The sequence below is a fragment of the Brevibacterium salitolerans genome (genome assembly GCF_039531405.1).
Taxonomy (GTDB): domain Bacteria; phylum Actinomycetota; class Actinomycetes; order Actinomycetales; family Brevibacteriaceae; genus Brevibacterium; species Brevibacterium salitolerans.
In genome coordinates this window covers 42,931-60,884 of record NZ_BAAAPZ010000003.1, presented here as the reverse complement: position 1 = coordinate 60,884, position 17,954 = coordinate 42,931, and the positions used below count along the sequence as shown (strand labels likewise).

Here is a 17,954-nt window from a genome sequence, read left to right as displayed (position 1 = left end):
TCACGCCCTTCTCGCTCGCTCCGTCAGTCCGGCCCGCGGATCGAACTCCGCGGTGGCCTCACGGTAGGCCCTCACGGCGGACAGGGCGTCCTCGGAGAGGTCCTTGGGCACGGAGATCTCCACCGTGACCAGCAGGTCACCGCGGGTCTTCTTCCCCTCGATGCCCTTGCCCCGCACGCGCAGCACACGGCCGGACGGCGTGCCCGCGGGGATCTTCACCCGCACCGGCGCCCCGCCCAGGGTGGGAACGTCCACCTCCGCGCCCAGCACGGCTTCGTCGAAGCTCACCGGGAGCTCGATGCGCAGGTTGTCCCCGTCCCGGGTGAAGACCGGGTGCGGCTCGACCTTGACGGTGAGGATGAGGTCGCCCGGCTCGCCGCCGCCGGGCCCGGGCTTGCCCTTCCCCTTGATGCGGACCTTCTGCTCGTCCTTCACGCCCACCGGGGTGCGCACCGTGAGCGGCTTGCCGCCCGGCATGTTCAGCTTCACGGACGCGCCCTGCGCGGCCTCGGTGAAGCTCAGTGTGGTCGACGCCTTGTAGTCGCCGCCCTTCATCGGCGCCTGCGTGTGCCCGCCGTAGGGCGAACCCCCGAATCCGCCTCCGAACCCGCCGCCGGAGCCGAATCCGCCCAGCAGGTCCGCCAGGTCCGGCGGGACGTCGCCGCCCGCACCGGTGGTGCGGTAGCGCGTGCCCCGCGCACCGCCCTGGTTGAAGAGGCCGGAGAAGATGTCCTCGAATCCTCCGCCGCCCTGGCCCCCGCTGCCTGCGGTGAACCGGGCGCCGCGGCCCATCTGACGCACCTGGTCGTACTGCTCGCGGGATTCCGGGTCCGCGAGCACCTGGTGGGCCTGGCCCACCTCCTTGAACTTCGCCTCGGCCTTCTCGTCGCCGGGGTTCTGGTCAGGGTGGTACTTGCGGGCGAGCTTCCGGTACGCCTTCTTGATGTCCGCGTCCGACGCATCCGAGGAGACGCCGAGAACCTTGTAGAAGTCCTTCTCGAACCAGTCGTTCTGAGGTCCCTGATTCATCTGGCACCTCCTTTCGTCAATGCTTGTCACCGTGGGGCGGCGGGTGTGCCGTCCCGCAGCGGCCGAGCTTCCGCTCACCCGCCTCCGGTATGGACGACCCGGGCCGGTGTGCACCGGCCCGGGTCAGTGGCCGAATCCTTCAGTCAGCCGGCTGCTGGACGCCCACGCGGGCGGCCCGGATCACTCGCTCACCCAGCCGGTAGCCGGGCTGCATCACCATGAATACGGTGGGTCCGTCCACCTCCTCGCTGGGCTGCTGCATGAGCGCCTCGTGGTGGGCAGGATCGAACTCCTCCCCCACCTCACCGAACTGTTCGACGCCCAGCTTCTCCAGCGCCTCGAACAGCTTGGTCACGTGGACCTCGAAGGGTCCGGTGACGTCGCCGTTCTCCCGCGCCAGCCGCACCTCGTCGAGGACCGGGATGAGCGCTTCCGCGACGGAGACGACTCCCGCCTCCCGGGCGCGCTCCTGGTCGCGGCCCGCACGCATGCGGTACGCGGCGTACTCCGCGTTGAGGCGCTGCAGATCCTCGAGCGCCTCCGCGGCGCGCTTGGCGTCGCCGGTCAGCTCCTCGCCGGTGCCGGCAGCGGGCTCACCGTCCAGCTCCGAGGCGTCGTCCGGGATCTCGACGCCCAGGTCGGAGGCGTCGGCACCGGCCGGGCTCTGCTCCGGCTGAGCGCCCTCCGCGCCGGAGGCGGCTGCCTCCGATGCGGCGGGTGCCTCGTCCGCGTCCTGCGCTGCGCCCTCCTGCGGCCGGACCTCGCCCGTCTCCGGGTCGATCCGACGCTTGTCGCTGAACGAGAAGCCCGGGCCGCCGTCCTGGGTTCCCTCGTTCTCGCTCACTTCTTCTCCTCGTCCTCGTCCACGACCTCGGCGTCGATGACCTCGTCCTCGGCGGACGCGGAATCGTCAGCCGGGGCACCCTCGGCACCGGCGTCGCCGCCCTGTGCGTAGATGGCCTCGCCGATCTTCTGCTGGTTGGCGACCAGCGCATCGTAGGCGGACTTCACGGCGTCGTCGTCCTCGCCCTTCAGCGCCTCCTTGACCTTCTCGACGTCAGCCGTGATCTCCGACTTCACGTCCTCCGGGAGCTTGTCCTCGTTCTCGTTGAGGAGCTTCTCCGTGGAGTAGGCCAGGGTCTCCGCGTTGTTGCGGACGTCCTGCGCCTCGCGCCGCTTCTTGTCCTCCTCGGCGTGCTCCTCGGCCTCGCGGACCATGCGCTCGATGTCCTCCTTGGGCAGTGCGGAACCGCCCGTGATGGTCATCGACTGCTCCTTGCCGGTGCCCTTGTCCGTGGCGGACACGTGCACGATGCCGTTCGCGTCGATGTCGAAGGAGACCTCGATCTGCGGGACGCCGCGGGGAGCCGGGGCGATGCCCGTGAGCTCGAAGGTGCCCAGCGCCTTGTTGTCGCGGGTGAACTCGCGCTCGCCCTGGAAGACCTGGATGGACACGGAGGGCTGGTTGTCCTCCGCCGTCGTGAAGGTCTCGCTGCGCTTGGTGGGGATCGGGGTGTTGCGCTCGATGAGCTTGGTCATCACGCCGCCCTTGGTCTCCAGACCCAGCGACAGCGGGGTCACGTCGATGAGGAGGACGTCCTTGCGCTCGCCCTTCAGCACGCCGGCCTGGACGGCGGCACCGATCGCCACGACCTCATCCGGGTTGACGCCCTTGTTGGGCTCCTTGCCGCCGGTGAGCTTGGTGACGATCTCCGAGACGGCCGGCATACGGGTGGAACCGCCCACCAGCACGACGTGGTCGATGTCCGAGAGCTTCACGCCGGCGTCGCGGATGACGGCCTCGAAGGGCTTCTTGGTCCGCTCGAGGAGGTCCTTGGTGAGATCCTCGAACTTGGCGCGGGTGAGCGACTCGTCCAGGTGGATGGGCCCGTCCTGGCTCATGGAGAGGTACTGCAGCGAGATGTTGGTGCTGGAGGCGGAGGAGAGCTCCTTCTTCGCCTGCTCGGCCGCGTCCTTGAGACGCTGCAGCGCCGTGGCGTCCTTGGAGAGGTCCACGCCGTCCTTGTCCTTCACCTGCTTGATGAGGTAGTCGACGATGCGCTGATCCCAGTCGTCGCCACCCAGCTTGTTGTCGCCGCTGGTGGCGCGGACCTGGATGGTGGAGAAGTCGTCCTCGTCCTTGCCGACCTCCAGCAGGGACACGTCGAACGTGCCGCCGCCGAGGTCGAAGACCAGGATGAGCTCATCCTCCTTGCCGCGTTCCAGGCCGTAGGCCAGCGCCGCGGCCGTGGGCTCGTTGATGATGCGCAGGACGTTGAGGCCCGCGATCTCACCGGCATCCTTGGTGGCCTGGCGCTCCGCGTCGTTGAAGTAGGCCGGGACGGTGATGACGGCGTCCGTGACCTCCTCGTTCAGGTACTCCTCCGCGTCGTGCTTGAGCTTCTGCAGGATGCGGGCGGAGATCTCCGGAGCGGAGAGGGTCTTGCCGCCCAGCTCCGTCTTCCAGTCCGTGCCCATGTGGCGCTTGACCGAGGCGACCGTGTTCTTCACGTTCGTGACGGCCTGACGCTTGGCGATGTCACCCACGAGGGAGTCGCCGTTCTTGTTCACCGCGACCACGGACGGGGTGGTGCGAGCACCCTCCGCGTTCGCGATGACCTTGGGGTCGCCGCCCTCCAGGACTGCCACGACCGAGTTGGTGGTGCCGAGGTCGATGCCGACTGCACGAGCCATGCTTGTCACTCTCCTGTTCGTCTCTGCCTGAGCCTCGTCGGCTCAATGTCCGGTGCAAGTCTTGTGCGGGGCTCCCGGTGTGTCAACCGGAGCCTCACCAATCTTGCGTACACCTGACTCAACTCTCAGGATGCGAGGGTTATTCCACAGCGGAGGCGCACTTCTTCCGTGAGTTGCGTCACCGATTGCGGGGAGGGTGGCGGACGGGCGATGGCTCCGGCGGCGGGGCCGGGCGGTGTGGCAGGCCGTGCGGCGGACGGTGACGCGGGCAGGGCGGCGGGCAGGCTCGGGCGGACGCCCCGGCGTCTCCCAGGCCGGGAACCCTAGGATGGGGAGGGCATCAGCCGGACCACCGAGGAAGACATGCCAATGGCGGAGACCACCTGGACACTGACGGAAGCCGCGCGGAGATGCGAGACGCCCCGTCCCGCGATCAGGCGCAGCCTGGACCGCGGAGACTTCCCGCACGCCGCCAAGGGCCCGGGCGGCGCGTGGCAGATACCGGTGGGCGATCTGGTCGCCGCCGGTTTCCTCACGGCGGAGGCCGCGCGCGAGGCCGGAGCGCCGGTGGAGGAGCCGGTCGCGCCCTCCATCGCGGAGGCCGTCGCGGAAGCGGAGGCCGCCGCCGAGGCCGAGGTCGCGGAGGAGGTCGCCGGCGCTCCCGCTCACCCGGAGGAGGCGAACGCACCGCGGACCGAGGCACCGGCTGCCGACGGCCTCGACGCCCCGGTCGCCGGTGACACGCGGGGGCTGGACGACCGGGTGGTTGAGCTGAAGACGAAGGTCATGGAGCTCAACGCCATGCTCACCGAGCTCTCCGTCTCGAACGAAGTCCTTCGCACGGAGAACGCCGCGGCCGCAGGCGTGGCGGAGGAGCTGCGCGCCGAGGCCGCGGAGCTCCGCGCGCGGAACGACGAGCTGCAGGAGCGCCTCTCACAGGCGGAGGCGCGGGTCTCCGCAGAGCAGGACGCTGGCCGGCAGGCGCAGGACCGGCAGGAGTCGCATCAGCAGGAGCAGACCGACAGGATCTCCGAGCTCACGGCGGAGAACGCCGCGCTCTCCGAGGAGAACACCCAGCTCGCAGCCCGCCTGCGGCAGCTGACCTCCGAGGCGTCCTACCGCCTGCGCCGCTAGTTCGGATCCGGAGGGCTTCCGGGAAGAGGCAGCTCAGGAGAGATTGCGGCAGCTGCCGCCGATCCCTGCGAGCAGGCCCGCATTCGTCGCCACCGACGCACGCTGCGAGGTCCAGCCTCCCGGCCCCTTCACCCTGACCGCGATCTCGAGCTCGCTGCCCAGTCCGAGCAATCCGCCCAGCAGATTCGTGGGAACCGTGGTCGTCAGGGTGCCGTCGGAGTTCTGGGCGGTGCTCCCGGAGAGGCTGAACCCGGTGAGGGGCGCGAGCACGGACCCCAGCCCGCTCGTCGAGGCCACCACCTCCGCATCGGAGAGCGCGTACCCGGCGGGCAGTCGCCAGTGGATCAGCACCCTCGCACCGAGGCCCAGGAGTCCGGGCCGGAACTCGCACGCGCGGGTGAGCGCCGGAGCGGGCACCGTCAGCGCACTCGCCTCCGCCTGGACCGCGGCAGTCCTCGTCCAGCCGGCCTCGGTCGCCTCCGCCAGACGCGGCAGCGCGAGACCGGCGCACAGCAGTACGGGCACCAGGAGGCCCGCCAGCAGTGCGCGCAGGCGCGCTCCCCGCCTCGGGTCCGGACCCGGTCTCGTCGCCGAGCCCCGGCTCCACCCTCCACCCCGAGGCTCCATCCGGTTCCGGGACCGGCGTCGAATCCCGCTCCGACCCCGGATCAGCCTCCGGCTCACGTTGCCTCCGAGCGTGGAGCAGGAACCTCGGCCTCTCGCGCGTCTGGCTTGGTCCCTGTCCCCGTCCCTGCCTCAACACCAGCACCAGCGCCCCCGTCGTCGCGCCGGCGGGGCCACAGCGCCCAGACCACCAGGGCGCTCACCGCCAGGGTGACGGAGCCCAGTACGTACGGGGAGCCGAGTGCCGCCACCGGCGCGGCGAGCCCCGGCACTGCGAAGAGCACGGTGCGCACGGTGGTGACGTCGTAGGGGGCCGGATCCGGGACCGGGTTCGCATCGCCCTGCAGGGTGAGGCGCGTGGCACCGCCGTCCGTGTCCTCGAGGCCGATGACGCGGTGGGTGACCGGCAGTCGGCCCTCCCGGTCCACGGTCACGATGTCACCCACGGAGACCTCGGAGGCGGGGATCTCCTTCACCACGGCGAGCGATCCCTGGGGGATCGTGGGATCCATCGAACCCGTGCGGAACAGGATGAGGCTGATATGCATCGCCACGGCCAGGATCACCAGCAGGATGCAGATCGCCCCGCCCACCGCCACCGCGTTGAGCACGCCTCCCAGCAGCAGGGAGAGCGCCCGCCGCCGGGGCGCGCGGCGGGGACGGGTGGCAGGTGCCGAATGCACTGCGCGATTCATGGCGTCTCCGAGATCGCGGTGATCCGCCAGTTCGCGGTGGCGGTCCCGCCCTGCAGCGCATTCGGCGCACCGGCGGGCAGGGTCAGCTCGAAGCACATCCGGACGGGAGTGCCCGGTGCGCTCGCCGCCGCGGCGGGGAGGGCCAAGGGTGTCGCCTCGTCCTGGCCCGTGGTCAGCCGCACGGCCCCGGAGGCTCCAGCAGCCCCCACGAGGTAGCGGGCGCCGGAGGAGAAGGCTGTCTCCGCACAGGTGTCCGCGACGACGACCCGATACCGCAGTGCGGCGCCGAGATCCGCCTCTCCGGCCCCCGAGGAGGTGACCTGCGCCGGCCCGAGGACGGCGCTCCCTCCCAGCGACCCAGCGCCGGTGCGCAGAGCCAGCGGCGCATACCGCACGGAGCCGGGGGCGAGGCCGCTCGCGTCGAAGCGGAGCACCGCGACGTCGGAATCCGCGGAGGTCCACGGGCCGGAGACGGAGTACGGCTTCGAGGCGTTGGCCTGCACGGAGAAGGTCGAGGCCGCGAACTCACCCTTCACCACCGCCTCGTCCGTCCAGGCGGCCAGCGTGCTCGTCGCACCGGCGCCCAGCACGAGGCCGCCGGCGAGGAGCGCGCGGACGCGCAGGAACAGACGCCGCCGGGCGGCTGCCGAGCCGCGCACAGGGCCCGAGCCCGCACGTCCGGAAGCGGTGCGTCCGGGCTCCGTGCGGCCGGAGGCCGTACCGCTGGAGGACGTGCCGCCGGACGGCCTGCGCCCGGAAGCGGCCGCACGCATCAGGTCGAGTGCGGACCCGACGACGCCGCCCGTGCGGCGCGCCGCATGCCTGCCGGTGCCCACAGCCGTGTCAGCTGTCCGATTCGGCCGCGAACTCCCAGGTCGCGGTCCCCGACTGGCCCTGCTCCAGCGAGGAGCCGGCCGTCACGGTGAAGCACACGTTCACGGGAGCGCCGGCGGCACCACCGCTCCCCGCCGCGAGGGTGAGCGGCGCATCGCTGGCTCCCGAACCCAGGGCGGTTCCGGGGGCCACCAGCACCGTGCCCGCCTGGGCCGCGTCACACCCGAAGGCGCTCTGGACGGTCAGCCGATAGGTGAGACCGGAGACAGAGCCCTGGGTCCCGGCCGCCCGCACCCGCAGAGCGGCGTCGTAGGTGGTGTCCGCATCGAGACGGACGGCGAACGGCGCGGAGACCACATCACCGGGAGAGAGGTTCGCCGCGTCCACGCTGAAGCTCAGCGGCGCGGCGGCGGTGGAGGGGTGCTCTCCGTAGGCGCTGCCGTCGGTGCTCCCCTCCAGGTTGAAGGAGCCCGAGTCGAACTCGCCGAGGGCGAACTCGGAATCGTTCCAGTTGGCCAGGGTGATGGCGGCTCCCACGCCGAGCACGAGACCCCCGGCGAGCAGCGCGCGGATCTTCTTGGAACGGGCAGGACGGGCTGAGGTGGTGTTCTGGGACATGGATTCCCCTCATTGGGAAAGGCACACGGGATGCGGTGGATGAGACGAGTGGACATGCCCTGCGGAAGAGGGCCGGAAATGCACACTCGCGAGGATCGTACAGCAGCCTCGGGCGCGCGGACCCCGCTTTCGGCGCTCCGTTCCCAAACCGATATGAACCTTGTCGTCAGCGGGCCACGCGGCGCGGGAACACGACCGCCGTGAGCCAGACGGCCGCGACCCCGGAGGAGAGATGGGGCAGGCAGAGGAGGACACCGCAGACCCGCCTGGCGGGCGCAACCTCAGGCCGAGTGGAACGCGCGGCTGGACGCGCCTTCGCGGAAGCCCAGGGCCGTGTACATGGCCCGCGCCGCGGCCTGCTCCTCGCTCACCGTCAGCCGCATACGGTCCCCGCCCAGCAGGCCCACCATGCCTGCGAGCAGCGAAGCGCCCACGCCCTGCCTGCGCGCCTCCGGATCCACGGCGAGGAAATCGATGTAGAGCGCATCGCCTTCGGACTGTGCCGCGATGTAGCCGGCCGCACGTCCGTCCATCTGCGCGACCAGCACCGCGTACGGCTGACCGGGATCCAGCAGCTGCCGGGCGGTGGCGTAGGCGTGGGGGAACTCCGCCTCATGGAGCCTGGCGATGTGCGGTTCGTCCTCGTCGTGCGGCAGCCGCAGCACCAGGGAGGGATCCTGCGCAGGAGCCTCCACCGGGCCGGCGAGCACGTACTCGAAGTGGGCGGGCCCCGCCTTCCAGCCGGCCGCCTCCGCCAGGCGCGCGATCCGCTGATTCCGTGTGGAGGCGTACATCTCATGCGCCGTGACCGGGGACTGCGCGATCACCGAGCCCAGCAGGGCATGCGCCTCCTCACAGGTGACCTCGTCGCTCAGCCAGGGCCCGTGGACCCACGAGCGGCCCACCTCCTCATCCCATTCGATGACGGCCGCACCCGTGATCTCCCCCTGCGCGCCCGTCGTCACCCGCAGCGTCTGCGCCCACGGCTGGTCGAGATCGAGGAGATCGGCCTCGACGCTGGCGGCGTCCGTTCCCAGATATGCGCAGGCTGTGGCCGGGTGACGCTGCTGCTCCGCGATGAACTGCAGCGCACCTGTGCGATCAGCCGTGTGATGCGGTTGGCCCATGCTTCGATACTAGCCCTGATGTGACGCAGCACACCACAGGCGCATCTGCGATCCTTGCCCCATGCCCCACGCACACCCCTTCGCCCTCACCAGCGCCGTCGCCGCGGCACTGGTGGTAACGGGCTGTGCTCCGGCGGGTGCGCGGCCACCGGAGGAGGACTCCGGGACCGTCTCGCCGCTGGCCGCGGAGGAGGTGGGAGGCCTCCGCGAGGACTCCGCCGAGGCGGCCCCTGCAGGGGAGGATTTCGCCGCGCCCTCACTCGCCGACCCCTCGCCCCTGCCCACGGATGTGCCCGCGGCGGGCAGCGGAACCTGGACCTTCGCCGATCCCGCACGCGACTCCGGCCCCACCGGCGAGGGACGACGCTTCGCCGTGGCCGTCCGCGTGGAGGACGGCCTGCCCGTCCCACTGGAGGAGACCGCGGACTTCACCATGGCGACGCTGCGGGACGAGCGGGGCTGGCAGGACCGTGACGGCGTGTCGTTCGCCCTGGTGGGCGCGGCCTCGGGCGCGGATGCGATCATCTCCGTAGCGAGCCCGGACACCACCGACCGCCTCTGCAGCCCCCTGAGCACGCACGGCGAGCTCTCCTGCCGCAGCGGCGACGACGTGGTGCTCAACGCACGTCGCTGGCTGTCCGCCACGGCGGAGTTCGACTCGCTGACCGTCTACAGGCAGTACCTTGTCAATCACGAGGTGGGCCACGCACTGGGTCACGGGCACGAGAGCTGCCCGGGACCCGGCGAGCCCGCACCCCTCATGCAGCAGCAGACCAAGGGTCTGCACGGCTGCACGCCCAACCCCTGGCCCTCTGCGGACTGAGAGGCATCAATCATGCTGGACCACCGTCTCGTCGTTCTGCGCACGTTCGCCGTGTGCGGCACCGTCACCGCCGCTGCCGCCGCGCTGGGCTACTCGCCCTCCGCGGTGTCCGCACAGCTGCGGGAGTACCAGCGTGCGCTGGGCGTGAAGCTCGTCGTCAAGGATGGACGCGGACTGCGGCTCACCGCGGCCGGCGCCGCCCTCGTGGAGCGGGCGGACGACCTCATCGCCCTCTGGGAGGAGGTCCACGGCCAGGTCCGCGCGGCCGACCGCGAGGTCGCGCCCGCGCTCATCCGGCTCGGCGGCTTCTCCACGGCCACGGCCTCGCTCCTCTCCCCCGTCGCCGCCCGCCTGCGCCGCGACCACCCGTCCCTCGACGTGCACATCATCGAGGCCGACCCGGAGCGATGCGTGGACCTGCTCATCGCGGAGCGCCTCGACCTCGCCGTGATCGTGAGCATGCAGGCCCGGCCCGAGGCCACGGACAGCATGATCGAGCAGGTCCCCCTGCTGGACGACCCCCTCGACGTGCTCGTGCCCGCGGCCCACCCGCTCGCGGAGAGGAGCGCGGTGAGCCTGGAGGAGCTCGCCGGGGAGCCGTGGATCACCGACCGTCCGGGCACGCCCTACCGCGCGCTCTTCGTCACGGCCTTCACCTCGGTCGGAGCCACGCCCAAGGTGGTGCACCAGGTCTCGGACTGGGGCTCGCAGGAATCGCTGGTGAGCAACGGACTGGGCGTGGCCTTCATCCCCCGGCTCATGCGGCTGGGCAGCGACTCCGGCGCGGTCCGGATACCGCTGAAGGGGGACACGGCACCCACCCGCCGGATCCTCGCGGTGCTGCGCCGCGGCTCGCGCTCCCACCAGATCTTCGCGGAGGCGCTCGACGCGCTGGGTGCCGCAGCTCGGGAGATCCAGTCCCTCACCGCCCCGCAGGGCGGCTGAGGCACGGCACACGCACGCCGCCGCTGCGCGAGGTGCTGCGTGAGGCACCACAGGTCCGCAACCCGGCTCCGACGCCACGCAACCCGGGCGCAAGGCCCCTCCTCCGTAGGTTACGTCTGCGTAGCGGCCGTGTAGGGCGGCCGCTACGCAGACGTAACTTGCCGGATTGGGGTGCGGGGTGCAGAGCTGCGGGCTCACGGAGTCACGCGCCCCGCGGGCTCAGAGAACGGCGCGGACCTCGGCGTCGAAGTGGCGCACGTGCTCACGGGCGAGGCGCTCCGCCTCCCCCTCGTCCCCGTCGAGGATCGCCTGCATGAGCGGGAGGTGCTCCTCGATGTGGTCGCGCATGACGGGGAGGCGTTCCATCATGAGGCACCAGAGGCGGGTGATGAGTCCGTCGAGCCGCACGAGGATCTCCTCGAGGTGCGGGCTGCCCGCCGCAGAGGTGATCTGCCGGTGGATGCGGGCATCGAGCTCCATGAGCGCACGGCGGCTCTCCTGACCGCTCAGCGACCGCACCTCCGCGATCGACTCCGCCAGTGCCTCGGCGACCGCACCTCCGCCGCTCGCGGCCGCGGAACGAGCCGCCAGCGGGAACAGCGCCTCGCGGATATCGGTGATCTCCGCGAGGTCCGTGAGGTCCACGCTGGCCGCGAAGGTGCCGCGCCGGGGGTAGGAGACCACCAGATGATCCGCCTCGAGGCGCTTGAGCGCCTCACGCAGCGGGGTCCGGCCCACACCCACCTCGTCCGTGAGCGCCGCCTCGGAGATGGGCTCGCCGGGAGCGATGTCCAGCATGATGAGCCGGTCGCGGATGATCCTGTACGCACGGTCCGCCAGGGACTCCGCCTCGATGGCATCCAGCCGGCTCACATCTGCTCCGCTCTCTTGCGTCATCTCTCTTGCATCGTCGGATCCGACGGATCTACTATAGATGCACTTCTGATATATCAGTTGCCTTCCACCATCCGACCAGCGCGAAGGAGCGCATCCGTGGCCGATCTCCTGCCCGAACACCCGGCGTTCCTGTGGCGGAACCCCGACCCCAGGCCCAGCTACGACGTCGTCATCGTGGGCGGTGGAGGGCACGGCCTCGCCACCGCCTACTACCTCGCCAAGGAGCACGGCATCACCAATGTCGCGATCCTCGAGCGCGGCTGGCTGGCCGGCGGCAACATGGCCCGCAACACCACGATCATCCGCTCGAACTACCTGTGGGACGAGTCGGCGGGGATGTACGAGAAGTCACTCAGGCTGTGGGAGGGGCTGCCGGAGGAGCTCGAGTACGACTTCCTCTTCTCCCAGCGCGGCGTGCTGAACGTGGCGCACACGCTGCAGGACGTCCGCGAGTCCCGCCGCCGGGTGAACGCCAACGTCCTCAACGGCGTGGACGCGGAGTACCTCGACCCCCGGCAGGTGAAGGAGGTGTGCCCCATCATCAACATCTCCGACGGCATCCGCTACCCCGTCATGGGCGCCACCTACCAGCCGCGGGCCGGGATCGCCAAGCACGACCACGTGGCCTGGGCCTTTGCGCGCAAGTGCGACGAGATGGGCGTGGACATCATCCAGAACTGCGAGGTCACCGGCTTCGTCAAGGACGGCAACCGCGTGGTGGGCGTGGAGACCAGCCGCGGCCGGATCAGCGCCGGCAAGGTGGGCCTCGCCGCCGCCGGGCACTCCTCCGTGCTCGCAGAGCTGGCCGGCTTCAGGCTGCCCATCCAGTCGCACCCGCTGCAGGCGCTCGTCTCCGAGCTGTTCGAGCCGGTCCACCCCACCGTCGTCATGTCCAACCACGTGCACGTCTACGTCTCCCAGGCGCACAAGGGCGAACTCGTCATGGGCGCCGGCGTGGACTCCTACAACGGATACGGCCAGCGCGGCGGCTTCCACGTCATCGAGGAGCAGATGGCCGCGGCCGTGGAGCTGTTCCCCATCTTCTCCCGGGCCCACCTCCTGCGCACCTGGGGAGGCATCGTCGACACGACCTTCGACGCCTCGCCCATCGTCTCCCCCACTCCCATCGACGAGCTCTACGTCAACTGCGGCTGGGGCACGGGCGGCTTCAAGGGCACACCGGGCGCGGGCTTCACCTTCGCCCACACCATCGCCACCGGCTCCCCGCATCCGCTCAACGCGCCCTTCGTCCTCGACCGGTTCGAGACGGGACACCTCATCGACGAGCACGGCGCCGCAGCCGTCGCCCACTGACGCGCCCGGCAGCACGCAGATCCCAGAAAGGCACAGATCATGCTTCTCATCGACTGCCCCCACTGCGGGCCGCGCGACGAGGTCGAGTTCCACTACGGCGGGCAGGCGCACGTGGCCTACCCCGAGGACCCCGCCGCGCTCAGCGACCGCGAATGGGCGGAGTACCTCTTCTACCGCGAGAACCCCAAGGGCCTGTACGCGGAGCGCTGGCAGCACTCCGTGGGCTGCCGCAAGTGGTTCAACGCCGTCCGCGACACCGCCACCTACGAGTTCCTCGCGGTCTATCACATGGGCGAGCCCTCACCGGATCTCGCCTCCCTCGCCGCGGCGCGTGCCTCCGAGGCCGGGACCGCGCCCGAGGTGCCGGCAGGCTCCTCCGGCACCCCCACCTCGGCGGACGCCCCCTCCAGCCCCACCCCTCAGACCTCCGCACACCTCGGGAGTGACCGCGCATGACCCTCACACGACTGGGAGCGGAGAGCGCTCCGGGGCACAGCATCGACCGGAACCGGCCGCTGACCCTCACCCTCGACGGCAGCACCCTCCCCGCCTTCGCCGGTGACACCGTCGCCAGCGCAGCGGTCGCCGCGGGCCGCCTGGGCTGCGGCCCCTCCCTCTACCTCGCCCGTCCCCGCGGCATCCTCGCCGCCGGCGTGGAGGAGCCCAACGCCCTCCTCCGGGTGGACGGCGCGGTCCCCGGAGCGCCCTCGGAGTCCATGCTCGCCGCCACCACGGTGGAGGCCGCCGACGGCCTCACCGCGCACTGGCTGCAGGGCATGGGCGTCCTCGATCCCGCAGGCGACGATGCCCGCTACGAGCACCGCCACGTCCACACGGACGTCCTGGTCGTGGGCGCGGGCCCGGCAGGTCTGGCCGCCGCGCGCGAGGCCGCGAAGACGGGCGCCCGCACCCTCCTCGTCGACGAGCAGCCGGAGGCGGGCGGTTCGCTGCTCTCCGGCCGCGGCGAGCGCATCGACGACGAACCCGCTGTGGACTGGGCCCGGCGGACGCTCAGCCGCGCCCAGGAGCAGCCCGAGTTCACGTGGCTGCCGCGCACCACCGCGATCGGGGCCTACGACTCCAACTACGTGGTCGCCGTCGAACGGCGGGCGGACGATGCCGCCGTCGCCGCGCGCCCGGGGCTGGCGCGCCAGCGGGTCTGGCACATCCGCGCCGCACGCGTGGTGCTCGCCACCGGCGCACACGAACGTCCGCTCGTCTTCGCGGACAACGACCGGCCCGGCGTCATGCTCGCCGGTGCCGTGCGCACCTACCTCAACCGCTACGCCGCTGCCGCCGGTGAGTCCGTCGCCGTCGCCACGACCAATGACAGCGCCTACGACCTCGTCGAGGACCTCGCCGCCTCCGGCATCGCGGTGGCCGTGGTCGCGGACTCCCGCCCCCAGCCGTCCGCACGGGCCCGGCAGGTGCTGGAGTCCACGGGTGCGCGCGGCGTGTTCGGCGCAGCGGTGGTGGGCACGGACGCCGCCGAGGCCGGAACGGCTGCCGGCGACGAGGCAGGCTCCGGCCGCCTCACCGCCGTGCGCATCTCCGCGCTCGACCCCGAGGGCCTGCCCACAGGAGAGGTCGAGACCGTCGCGGCGGACACGCTGGCCGTCTCCGGCGGGCACTCCCCCGTCCTCCACCTCCACACGAACCGGCAGGGCCGTGTCACGTGGAACGAGGAGCTCGCCGCCTTCGTGCCCGCCGCCGGCGTCCGTGATCAGGCCGTCGCCGGCGCGGCGAACGGCTCCTTCTCCCTCGCCGCGGCTCTGGCCGAGGGCGCACGCGCCGGCAGCGATGCCGCGGCCGCCACCGGGCACACCGCCCCGCTCGTGGTGCCCGCGGCACCGGAGACGGCCTCGGGCCCGGTGCGTCCGCTCTGGCTCATGCCCGCGGCCGGCGACGGCGGCGCCGCCACCGGTGAGGCCCTGCACTCGCCGGAACTCTGGCGCACCCACTTCGTGGACCTGCAGCGTGACCAGACGGTGGCGGACGTGCTCCGTGCGACGGGCGCCGGCATGCGCTCGGTGGAGCACATCAAGCGCTACACCTCCATCTCCACCGCCAACGACCAGGGCAAGACGAGCAGTGTGGCGTCGATGGGCGTGATCTCCGCGCTGCTGGCCGACGCGGGCGTCCCGGACGCCTCCCCCGGCGCCGTGGGCACCTCGTCCAACCGCCCGCCCTACACGCCCGTGCCCTTCGCGGCGCTGGCCGGACGCCGCCGCGGGGAGCTCTTCGACCCCGCTCGCGTGACCAACATCCAGCCCTGGCACGTGGCCCACGGCGCGGAGTTCGAGGACGTGGGCCAGTGGAAGCGCCCCTGGTACTACCCGCAGCCGGGCGAGGACATGGACGCGGCGGTGGCGCGCGAGTGCCTGGCCGTCCGCACCTCCGTGGGCATGCAGGACGCCTCCACGCTGGGGAAGATCGAGATCCGCGGCGAGGACGCGGCGGAGTTCGTCAACCGCATCTACACCAACGGCTTCAAGAAGCTGAAGCCGGGCAGGGGCCGCTACGGTCTCATGTGCACCCCGGACGGCATGCTGTTCGACGACGGTGTGACGCTGCGGATCGCGGACAACCGCTTCTACATGACGACCACCTCCGGCGGCGCCGCGAAGGTCCTCGACTGGCTCGAGGAGTGGCACCAGACGGAGTGGCCGGAGCTCGACGCCTGCTTCACCTCCGTCACGGAGCAGTGGAACACCATCGCCGTGGCGGGCCCCAGGTCGCGTGAGGTCATCCGGAGGATCGCGCCGGGGATCGACGTCTCCAACGAGGGCTTCGGGTTCATGGAGTACCGCGAGACGGTGCTGTCGAACGGCATCCCCGCGCGGATCGCCCGCGTCTCCTTCTCCGGCGAGCTCGCCTACGAGGTCAACGTCGAGAACTTCTTCGGGCTGGCCGCCTGGGAGCTCGTGGCCGAGGCCGGGGCGGAGTTCGACATCACGCCCTACGGCACGGAGACCATGCACGTCCTCCGCGCGGAGAAGGGCCTCATCATCATCGGCCAGGACACGGACGGCACCGTGACCCCGCAGGACGCGGGCATGGAGTGGGCCGTGTCCAAGCTGAAGAAGGACTTCATCGGCATGCGCTCGTACTCGCGAGCGAACACGGCGCGCGAGGACCGCAAGCACCTGGTGGGCGTCCTCACCGCGGACGGGCGGACCCGCCTGGACGAGGGCGCGCAGCTCATCGCCGCAGGCACCCCGGTCACACCCGAGGCCGGCCCGGTGCCGATGATCGGCCACGTCACCTCCTCCTACCACTCCCCCGTGCTGGGCCGGCCGTTCGGCCTCGCGCTCGTGGAGAACGGCCGCAACCGCCTGGGCGAGATCGTGCAGTCCCCGGTGATCACCGCGGACGGGAGCACGGAACTCATCGACGCGGAGCTCGTCTCCTCCGTCCTCTACGACCCGGAGGGGCTGCGCCGTGACGGCGACCCCGAGGAGGTGGCCGCGGAGACTGCCGCGCGCGAGGCCGCGGGGGCAGACGCCACGGGTGCGGACGCCACGGGTGCGGCTGCGGAGGGCGCGGATCCTGCCGCCGGCACCGCGGACTACGATCCCGAGGCAGTGCGCGCCCTCCGCCGTTCCCCCGCCCAGGACCGTGCCGAGGAGATGGCTGCGGCCTCCGTCGAGGGCGCGGTCACGCTGCGGGAGCTCCCGTTCCGCCCCCAGCTGGGCGTGCGTGCGGTTCCGGGGTCGGCCTCGGGCGCACGGGTGGAGCGCGCGCTGGGCGTGGCGCTGCCCACCCGCAGCGGCCAGGTCACGGGTGAGGCGCGGGGCCTGCACTGCATCTGGATCTCCCCGGACGAGTTCCTCGCGGTGGACGCCTCCCGGGAGCAGGAGCACGGGGAGGCCGAGGCCCTCGCCGCCGTCCTCGACGACGACCGTCCGGGTGCGGGCAGGCTGCCGGGCCAGATCATGGACCTCTCCGGCAACCGCACGATCCTCGAGCTGGCCGGGCCCCGCTCCCGCGAGGTGCTGGAGAAGGGCGCTCACGTCGATCTGCACCCGCGTGCGTTCGCAGTGGGACAGGCCGCCTCCACGTTGCTGGGTCCGGTGCCCGTGATCATCCACCGGACCGAGGAGCAGACCTACCGGATCTACCCGCGGTCCTCGTTCGCGGACTACATGGTCCGGTGGCTGCTCGACGGCATGCTCGAGTTCCAGCCCGTCTGAGGCGGTCCGTCCGGCGCGGGCCTGACTCGGCCGGCCCCGGGCCGGCCGGGTCCTCACCCACCGGCCCGTCAGGTCGGTCATCACCATCCACACCCAGCCCCAGAACCCCAGGAGGTCTTCATGACCGCTCAGCCTCCCGCTCACGACCAGGTCCTCACCTTCGCCTGCCCGCAGCGCGCGGGCATCGTCCACGCGCTCACCGGCGTGCTCGTGGAGCACGGCGGGGACATCATCGAGCTCAAGCAGTTCGACGATCCGCGCACCTCCCGCTTCTTCTCCCGCATCCGCTTCTCGCTGGACGCGGGGGCGGACCTCGCGCAGGTCCACGCCGAGTTCGCGGCGCTGGCGGAGGAGATGGACGCCGAATGGGGCCTGCGCCCCGCGGACCAGAAGCAGCGCGTGCTGATCATGGTCTCCAAGTTCGGGCACTGCCTCAACGACCTGCTGTTCCGCGCGCGGATGGGCGAGCTCAACGCGGAGATCGTCGCGGTGGTGTCCAACCACCCGGACCACCGGCAGACCGTCGAGTGGCACGGCGTGCCCTTCTTCCACGTGCCCGTCACCAAGGACACCAAGCCGGAGGCGGAGCAGCGCCTCCTCGACCTCGTGGACCGCTTCGAGGTGGATCTGGTGGTGCTCGCCCGCTACATGCAGATCCTCTCCGACGAGCTCTCGCACGAGCTCACGGGCAGGGCGATCAACATCCACCACTCGTTCCTGCCCTCGTTCAAGGGGGCCAAGCCCTACCACCAGGCGTACGAGCGCGGTGTGAAGACGGTGGGCGCCACGGCCCACTACGTCAACGACGAGCTGGACGAGGGCCCGATCATCGCGCAGCAGGTCATCCCCGTCGACCACACCTACGGGCCCGAGGACCTCGTCGCGGCCGGGCGCGGCTCGGAGAGCAGGGCGCTGGCGGACGCCGTGAAGTGGCACTGCGACTCGCGGGTGTTCCTCAACGGTGCGAGGACGGTCATCCTCACCTGACTGGAAGCGCAGAAGCTCGGGTGCGCCATGCAATTGCATG

General features: G+C 71.4%; 16 protein-coding genes. 7 read left to right on the top strand and 9 right to left on the bottom strand.

Going from position 1 to position 17,954, the window contains the following annotated elements:
- The 3 genes from ABD240_RS04950 to dnaK form a co-directional block, all read right to left on the bottom strand.
- A complete protein-coding gene (locus ABD240_RS04950) occupies nucleotides 1-1,029 on the bottom strand; it encodes a DnaJ C-terminal domain-containing protein (RefSeq protein WP_344335753.1) in 1,029 nt (342 codons plus the stop codon).
- A gap of 139 nt (nucleotides 1,030-1,168) precedes the next feature.
- Nucleotides 1,169-1,873 carry a nucleotide exchange factor GrpE gene (locus ABD240_RS04945; protein ID WP_291799248.1) on the bottom strand — a complete coding sequence of 235 codons (705 nt, stop codon included), beginning with the start codon at nucleotides 1,871-1,873 and terminating at the stop codon, nucleotides 1,169-1,171.
- Nucleotides 1,870-3,723, bottom strand: coding sequence for a molecular chaperone DnaK (gene dnaK / locus ABD240_RS04940; RefSeq protein WP_344335749.1), 1,854 nt, complete (start codon nucleotides 3,721-3,723; stop codon nucleotides 1,870-1,872). Before dnaK ends, ABD240_RS04945 begins: the two co-directional genes overlap by 4 nt.
- Nucleotides 3,724-4,092: 369 nt before the next feature.
- Here dnaK and ABD240_RS04935 point away from each other — a divergent pair, with 369 nt between their 5' ends.
- Entirely contained in the window at nucleotides 4,093-4,857 is a 765-nt protein-coding gene (locus tag ABD240_RS04935; protein WP_344335746.1) for a hypothetical protein, read from the top strand.
- Between the two features lie 33 nt (nucleotides 4,858-4,890).
- On the opposite strand, the gene ABD240_RS04930 is transcribed toward ABD240_RS04935, so the two are convergent.
- The 5 genes from ABD240_RS04930 to ABD240_RS04910 all read right to left on the bottom strand — a co-directional run bounded on the left by ABD240_RS04930 (nucleotide 4,891) and on the right by ABD240_RS04910 (nucleotide 8,755).
- The gene (locus ABD240_RS04930) at nucleotides 4,891-5,382 is read right to left on the bottom strand and encodes a hypothetical protein (RefSeq protein ID WP_291799257.1); all 492 of its coding nucleotides are present in this window, start codon (nucleotides 5,380-5,382) and stop codon (nucleotides 4,891-4,893) included.
- Between the two features lie 155 nt (nucleotides 5,383-5,537).
- The gene (locus ABD240_RS04925; protein ID WP_344335743.1) at nucleotides 5,538-6,176 is read right to left on the bottom strand and encodes a signal peptidase I; all 639 of its coding nucleotides are present in this window, start codon (nucleotides 6,174-6,176) and stop codon (nucleotides 5,538-5,540) included.
- Nucleotides 6,173-7,012 carry a SipW-dependent-type signal peptide-containing protein gene (locus ABD240_RS04920; RefSeq protein ID WP_344335740.1) on the bottom strand — a complete coding sequence of 280 codons (840 nt, stop codon included), beginning with the start codon at nucleotides 7,010-7,012 and terminating at the stop codon, nucleotides 6,173-6,175. The genes ABD240_RS04925 and ABD240_RS04920 overlap by 4 nt, the downstream gene beginning before the upstream one ends.
- Before the next feature lie 7 nt (nucleotides 7,013-7,019).
- Nucleotides 7,020-7,628, bottom strand: coding sequence for a SipW-dependent-type signal peptide-containing protein (locus ABD240_RS04915; RefSeq protein WP_291799265.1), 609 nt, complete (start codon nucleotides 7,626-7,628; stop codon nucleotides 7,020-7,022).
- Nucleotides 7,629-7,909: 281 nt separating this feature from the next.
- Entirely contained in the window at nucleotides 7,910-8,755 is an 846-nt protein-coding gene (locus ABD240_RS04910; protein ID WP_291799268.1) for a GNAT family N-acetyltransferase, read from the bottom strand.
- 61 nt (nucleotides 8,756-8,816) lie between these two features.
- Here ABD240_RS04910 and ABD240_RS04905 point away from each other — a divergent pair, with 61 nt between their 5' ends.
- Both ABD240_RS04905 and ABD240_RS04900 read left to right on the top strand, forming a co-directional pair.
- The gene (locus ABD240_RS04905; protein WP_344335737.1) at nucleotides 8,817-9,578 is read left to right on the top strand and encodes a DUF3152 domain-containing protein; all 762 of its coding nucleotides are present in this window, start codon (nucleotides 8,817-8,819) and stop codon (nucleotides 9,576-9,578) included.
- 12 nt (nucleotides 9,579-9,590) lie between these two features.
- The gene (locus ABD240_RS04900) at nucleotides 9,591-10,523 is read left to right on the top strand and encodes a LysR family transcriptional regulator (RefSeq protein ID WP_291799274.1); all 933 of its coding nucleotides are present in this window, start codon (nucleotides 9,591-9,593) and stop codon (nucleotides 10,521-10,523) included.
- A gap of 219 nt (nucleotides 10,524-10,742) precedes the next feature.
- Here the strand turns inward: ABD240_RS04900 and ABD240_RS04895 are convergent, their stop codons facing one another.
- Entirely contained in the window at nucleotides 10,743-11,396 is a 654-nt protein-coding gene (locus ABD240_RS04895; protein ID WP_344335733.1) for a GntR family transcriptional regulator, read from the bottom strand.
- A gap of 120 nt (nucleotides 11,397-11,516) precedes the next feature.
- On the opposite strand from ABD240_RS04895, the gene ABD240_RS04890 reads away from it, so the two are divergent.
- The 4 genes from ABD240_RS04890 to purU all read left to right on the top strand — a co-directional run bounded on the left by ABD240_RS04890 (nucleotide 11,517) and on the right by purU (nucleotide 17,914).
- Nucleotides 11,517-12,734, top strand: a complete 1,218-nt coding sequence (locus ABD240_RS04890; RefSeq protein WP_344335730.1) for a sarcosine oxidase subunit beta family protein — start codon at nucleotides 11,517-11,519, stop codon at nucleotides 12,732-12,734.
- 39 nt (nucleotides 12,735-12,773) lie between these two features.
- A complete protein-coding gene (locus ABD240_RS04885) occupies nucleotides 12,774-13,190 on the top strand; it encodes a sarcosine oxidase subunit delta (protein WP_344335728.1) in 417 nt (138 codons plus the stop codon).
- Nucleotides 13,187-16,927, top strand: coding sequence for a sarcosine oxidase subunit gamma family protein (locus ABD240_RS04880; RefSeq protein ID WP_425546995.1), 3,741 nt, complete (start codon nucleotides 13,187-13,189; stop codon nucleotides 16,925-16,927). Before ABD240_RS04885 ends, ABD240_RS04880 begins: the two co-directional genes overlap by 4 nt.
- Nucleotides 16,928-17,047: 120 nt before the next feature.
- Nucleotides 17,048-17,914, top strand: a complete 867-nt coding sequence (purU, locus tag ABD240_RS04870; RefSeq protein WP_344335725.1) for a formyltetrahydrofolate deformylase — start codon at nucleotides 17,048-17,050, stop codon at nucleotides 17,912-17,914.
- Nucleotides 17,915-17,954 lie beyond the last annotated feature (40 nt).

Bases quoted from the DNA above. Each gene is read 5' to 3' on its own strand.
- ABD240_RS04950 (WP_344335753.1), bottom strand. From the start codon at position 1,029: ATGAATCAGGGACCTCAGAACGACTGGTTCGAGAAGGACTTCTACAAG.
- dnaK (WP_344335749.1), bottom strand. From the start codon at position 3,723: ATGGCTCGTGCAGTCGGCATCGACCTCGGCACCACCAACTCGGTCGTG.
- ABD240_RS04935 (WP_344335746.1), top strand. From the start codon at position 4,093: ATGGCGGAGACCACCTGGACACTGACGGAAGCCGCGCGGAGATGCGAG.
- ABD240_RS04925 (WP_344335743.1), bottom strand. From the start codon at position 6,176: ATGAATCGCGCAGTGCATTCGGCACCTGCCACCCGTCCCCGCCGCGCG.
- ABD240_RS04915 (WP_291799265.1), bottom strand. From the start codon at position 7,628: ATGTCCCAGAACACCACCTCAGCCCGTCCTGCCCGTTCCAAGAAGATC.
- ABD240_RS04910 (WP_291799268.1), bottom strand. From the start codon at position 8,755: ATGGGCCAACCGCATCACACGGCTGATCGCACAGGTGCGCTGCAGTTC.
- ABD240_RS04905 (WP_344335737.1), top strand. From the start codon at position 8,817: ATGCCCCACGCACACCCCTTCGCCCTCACCAGCGCCGTCGCCGCGGCA.
- ABD240_RS04900 (WP_291799274.1), top strand. From the start codon at position 9,591: ATGCTGGACCACCGTCTCGTCGTTCTGCGCACGTTCGCCGTGTGCGGC.
- ABD240_RS04885 (WP_344335728.1), top strand. From the start codon at position 12,774: ATGCTTCTCATCGACTGCCCCCACTGCGGGCCGCGCGACGAGGTCGAG.
- ABD240_RS04880 (WP_425546995.1), top strand. From the start codon at position 13,187: ATGACCCTCACACGACTGGGAGCGGAGAGCGCTCCGGGGCACAGCATC.
- purU (WP_344335725.1), top strand. From the start codon at position 17,048: ATGACCGCTCAGCCTCCCGCTCACGACCAGGTCCTCACCTTCGCCTGC.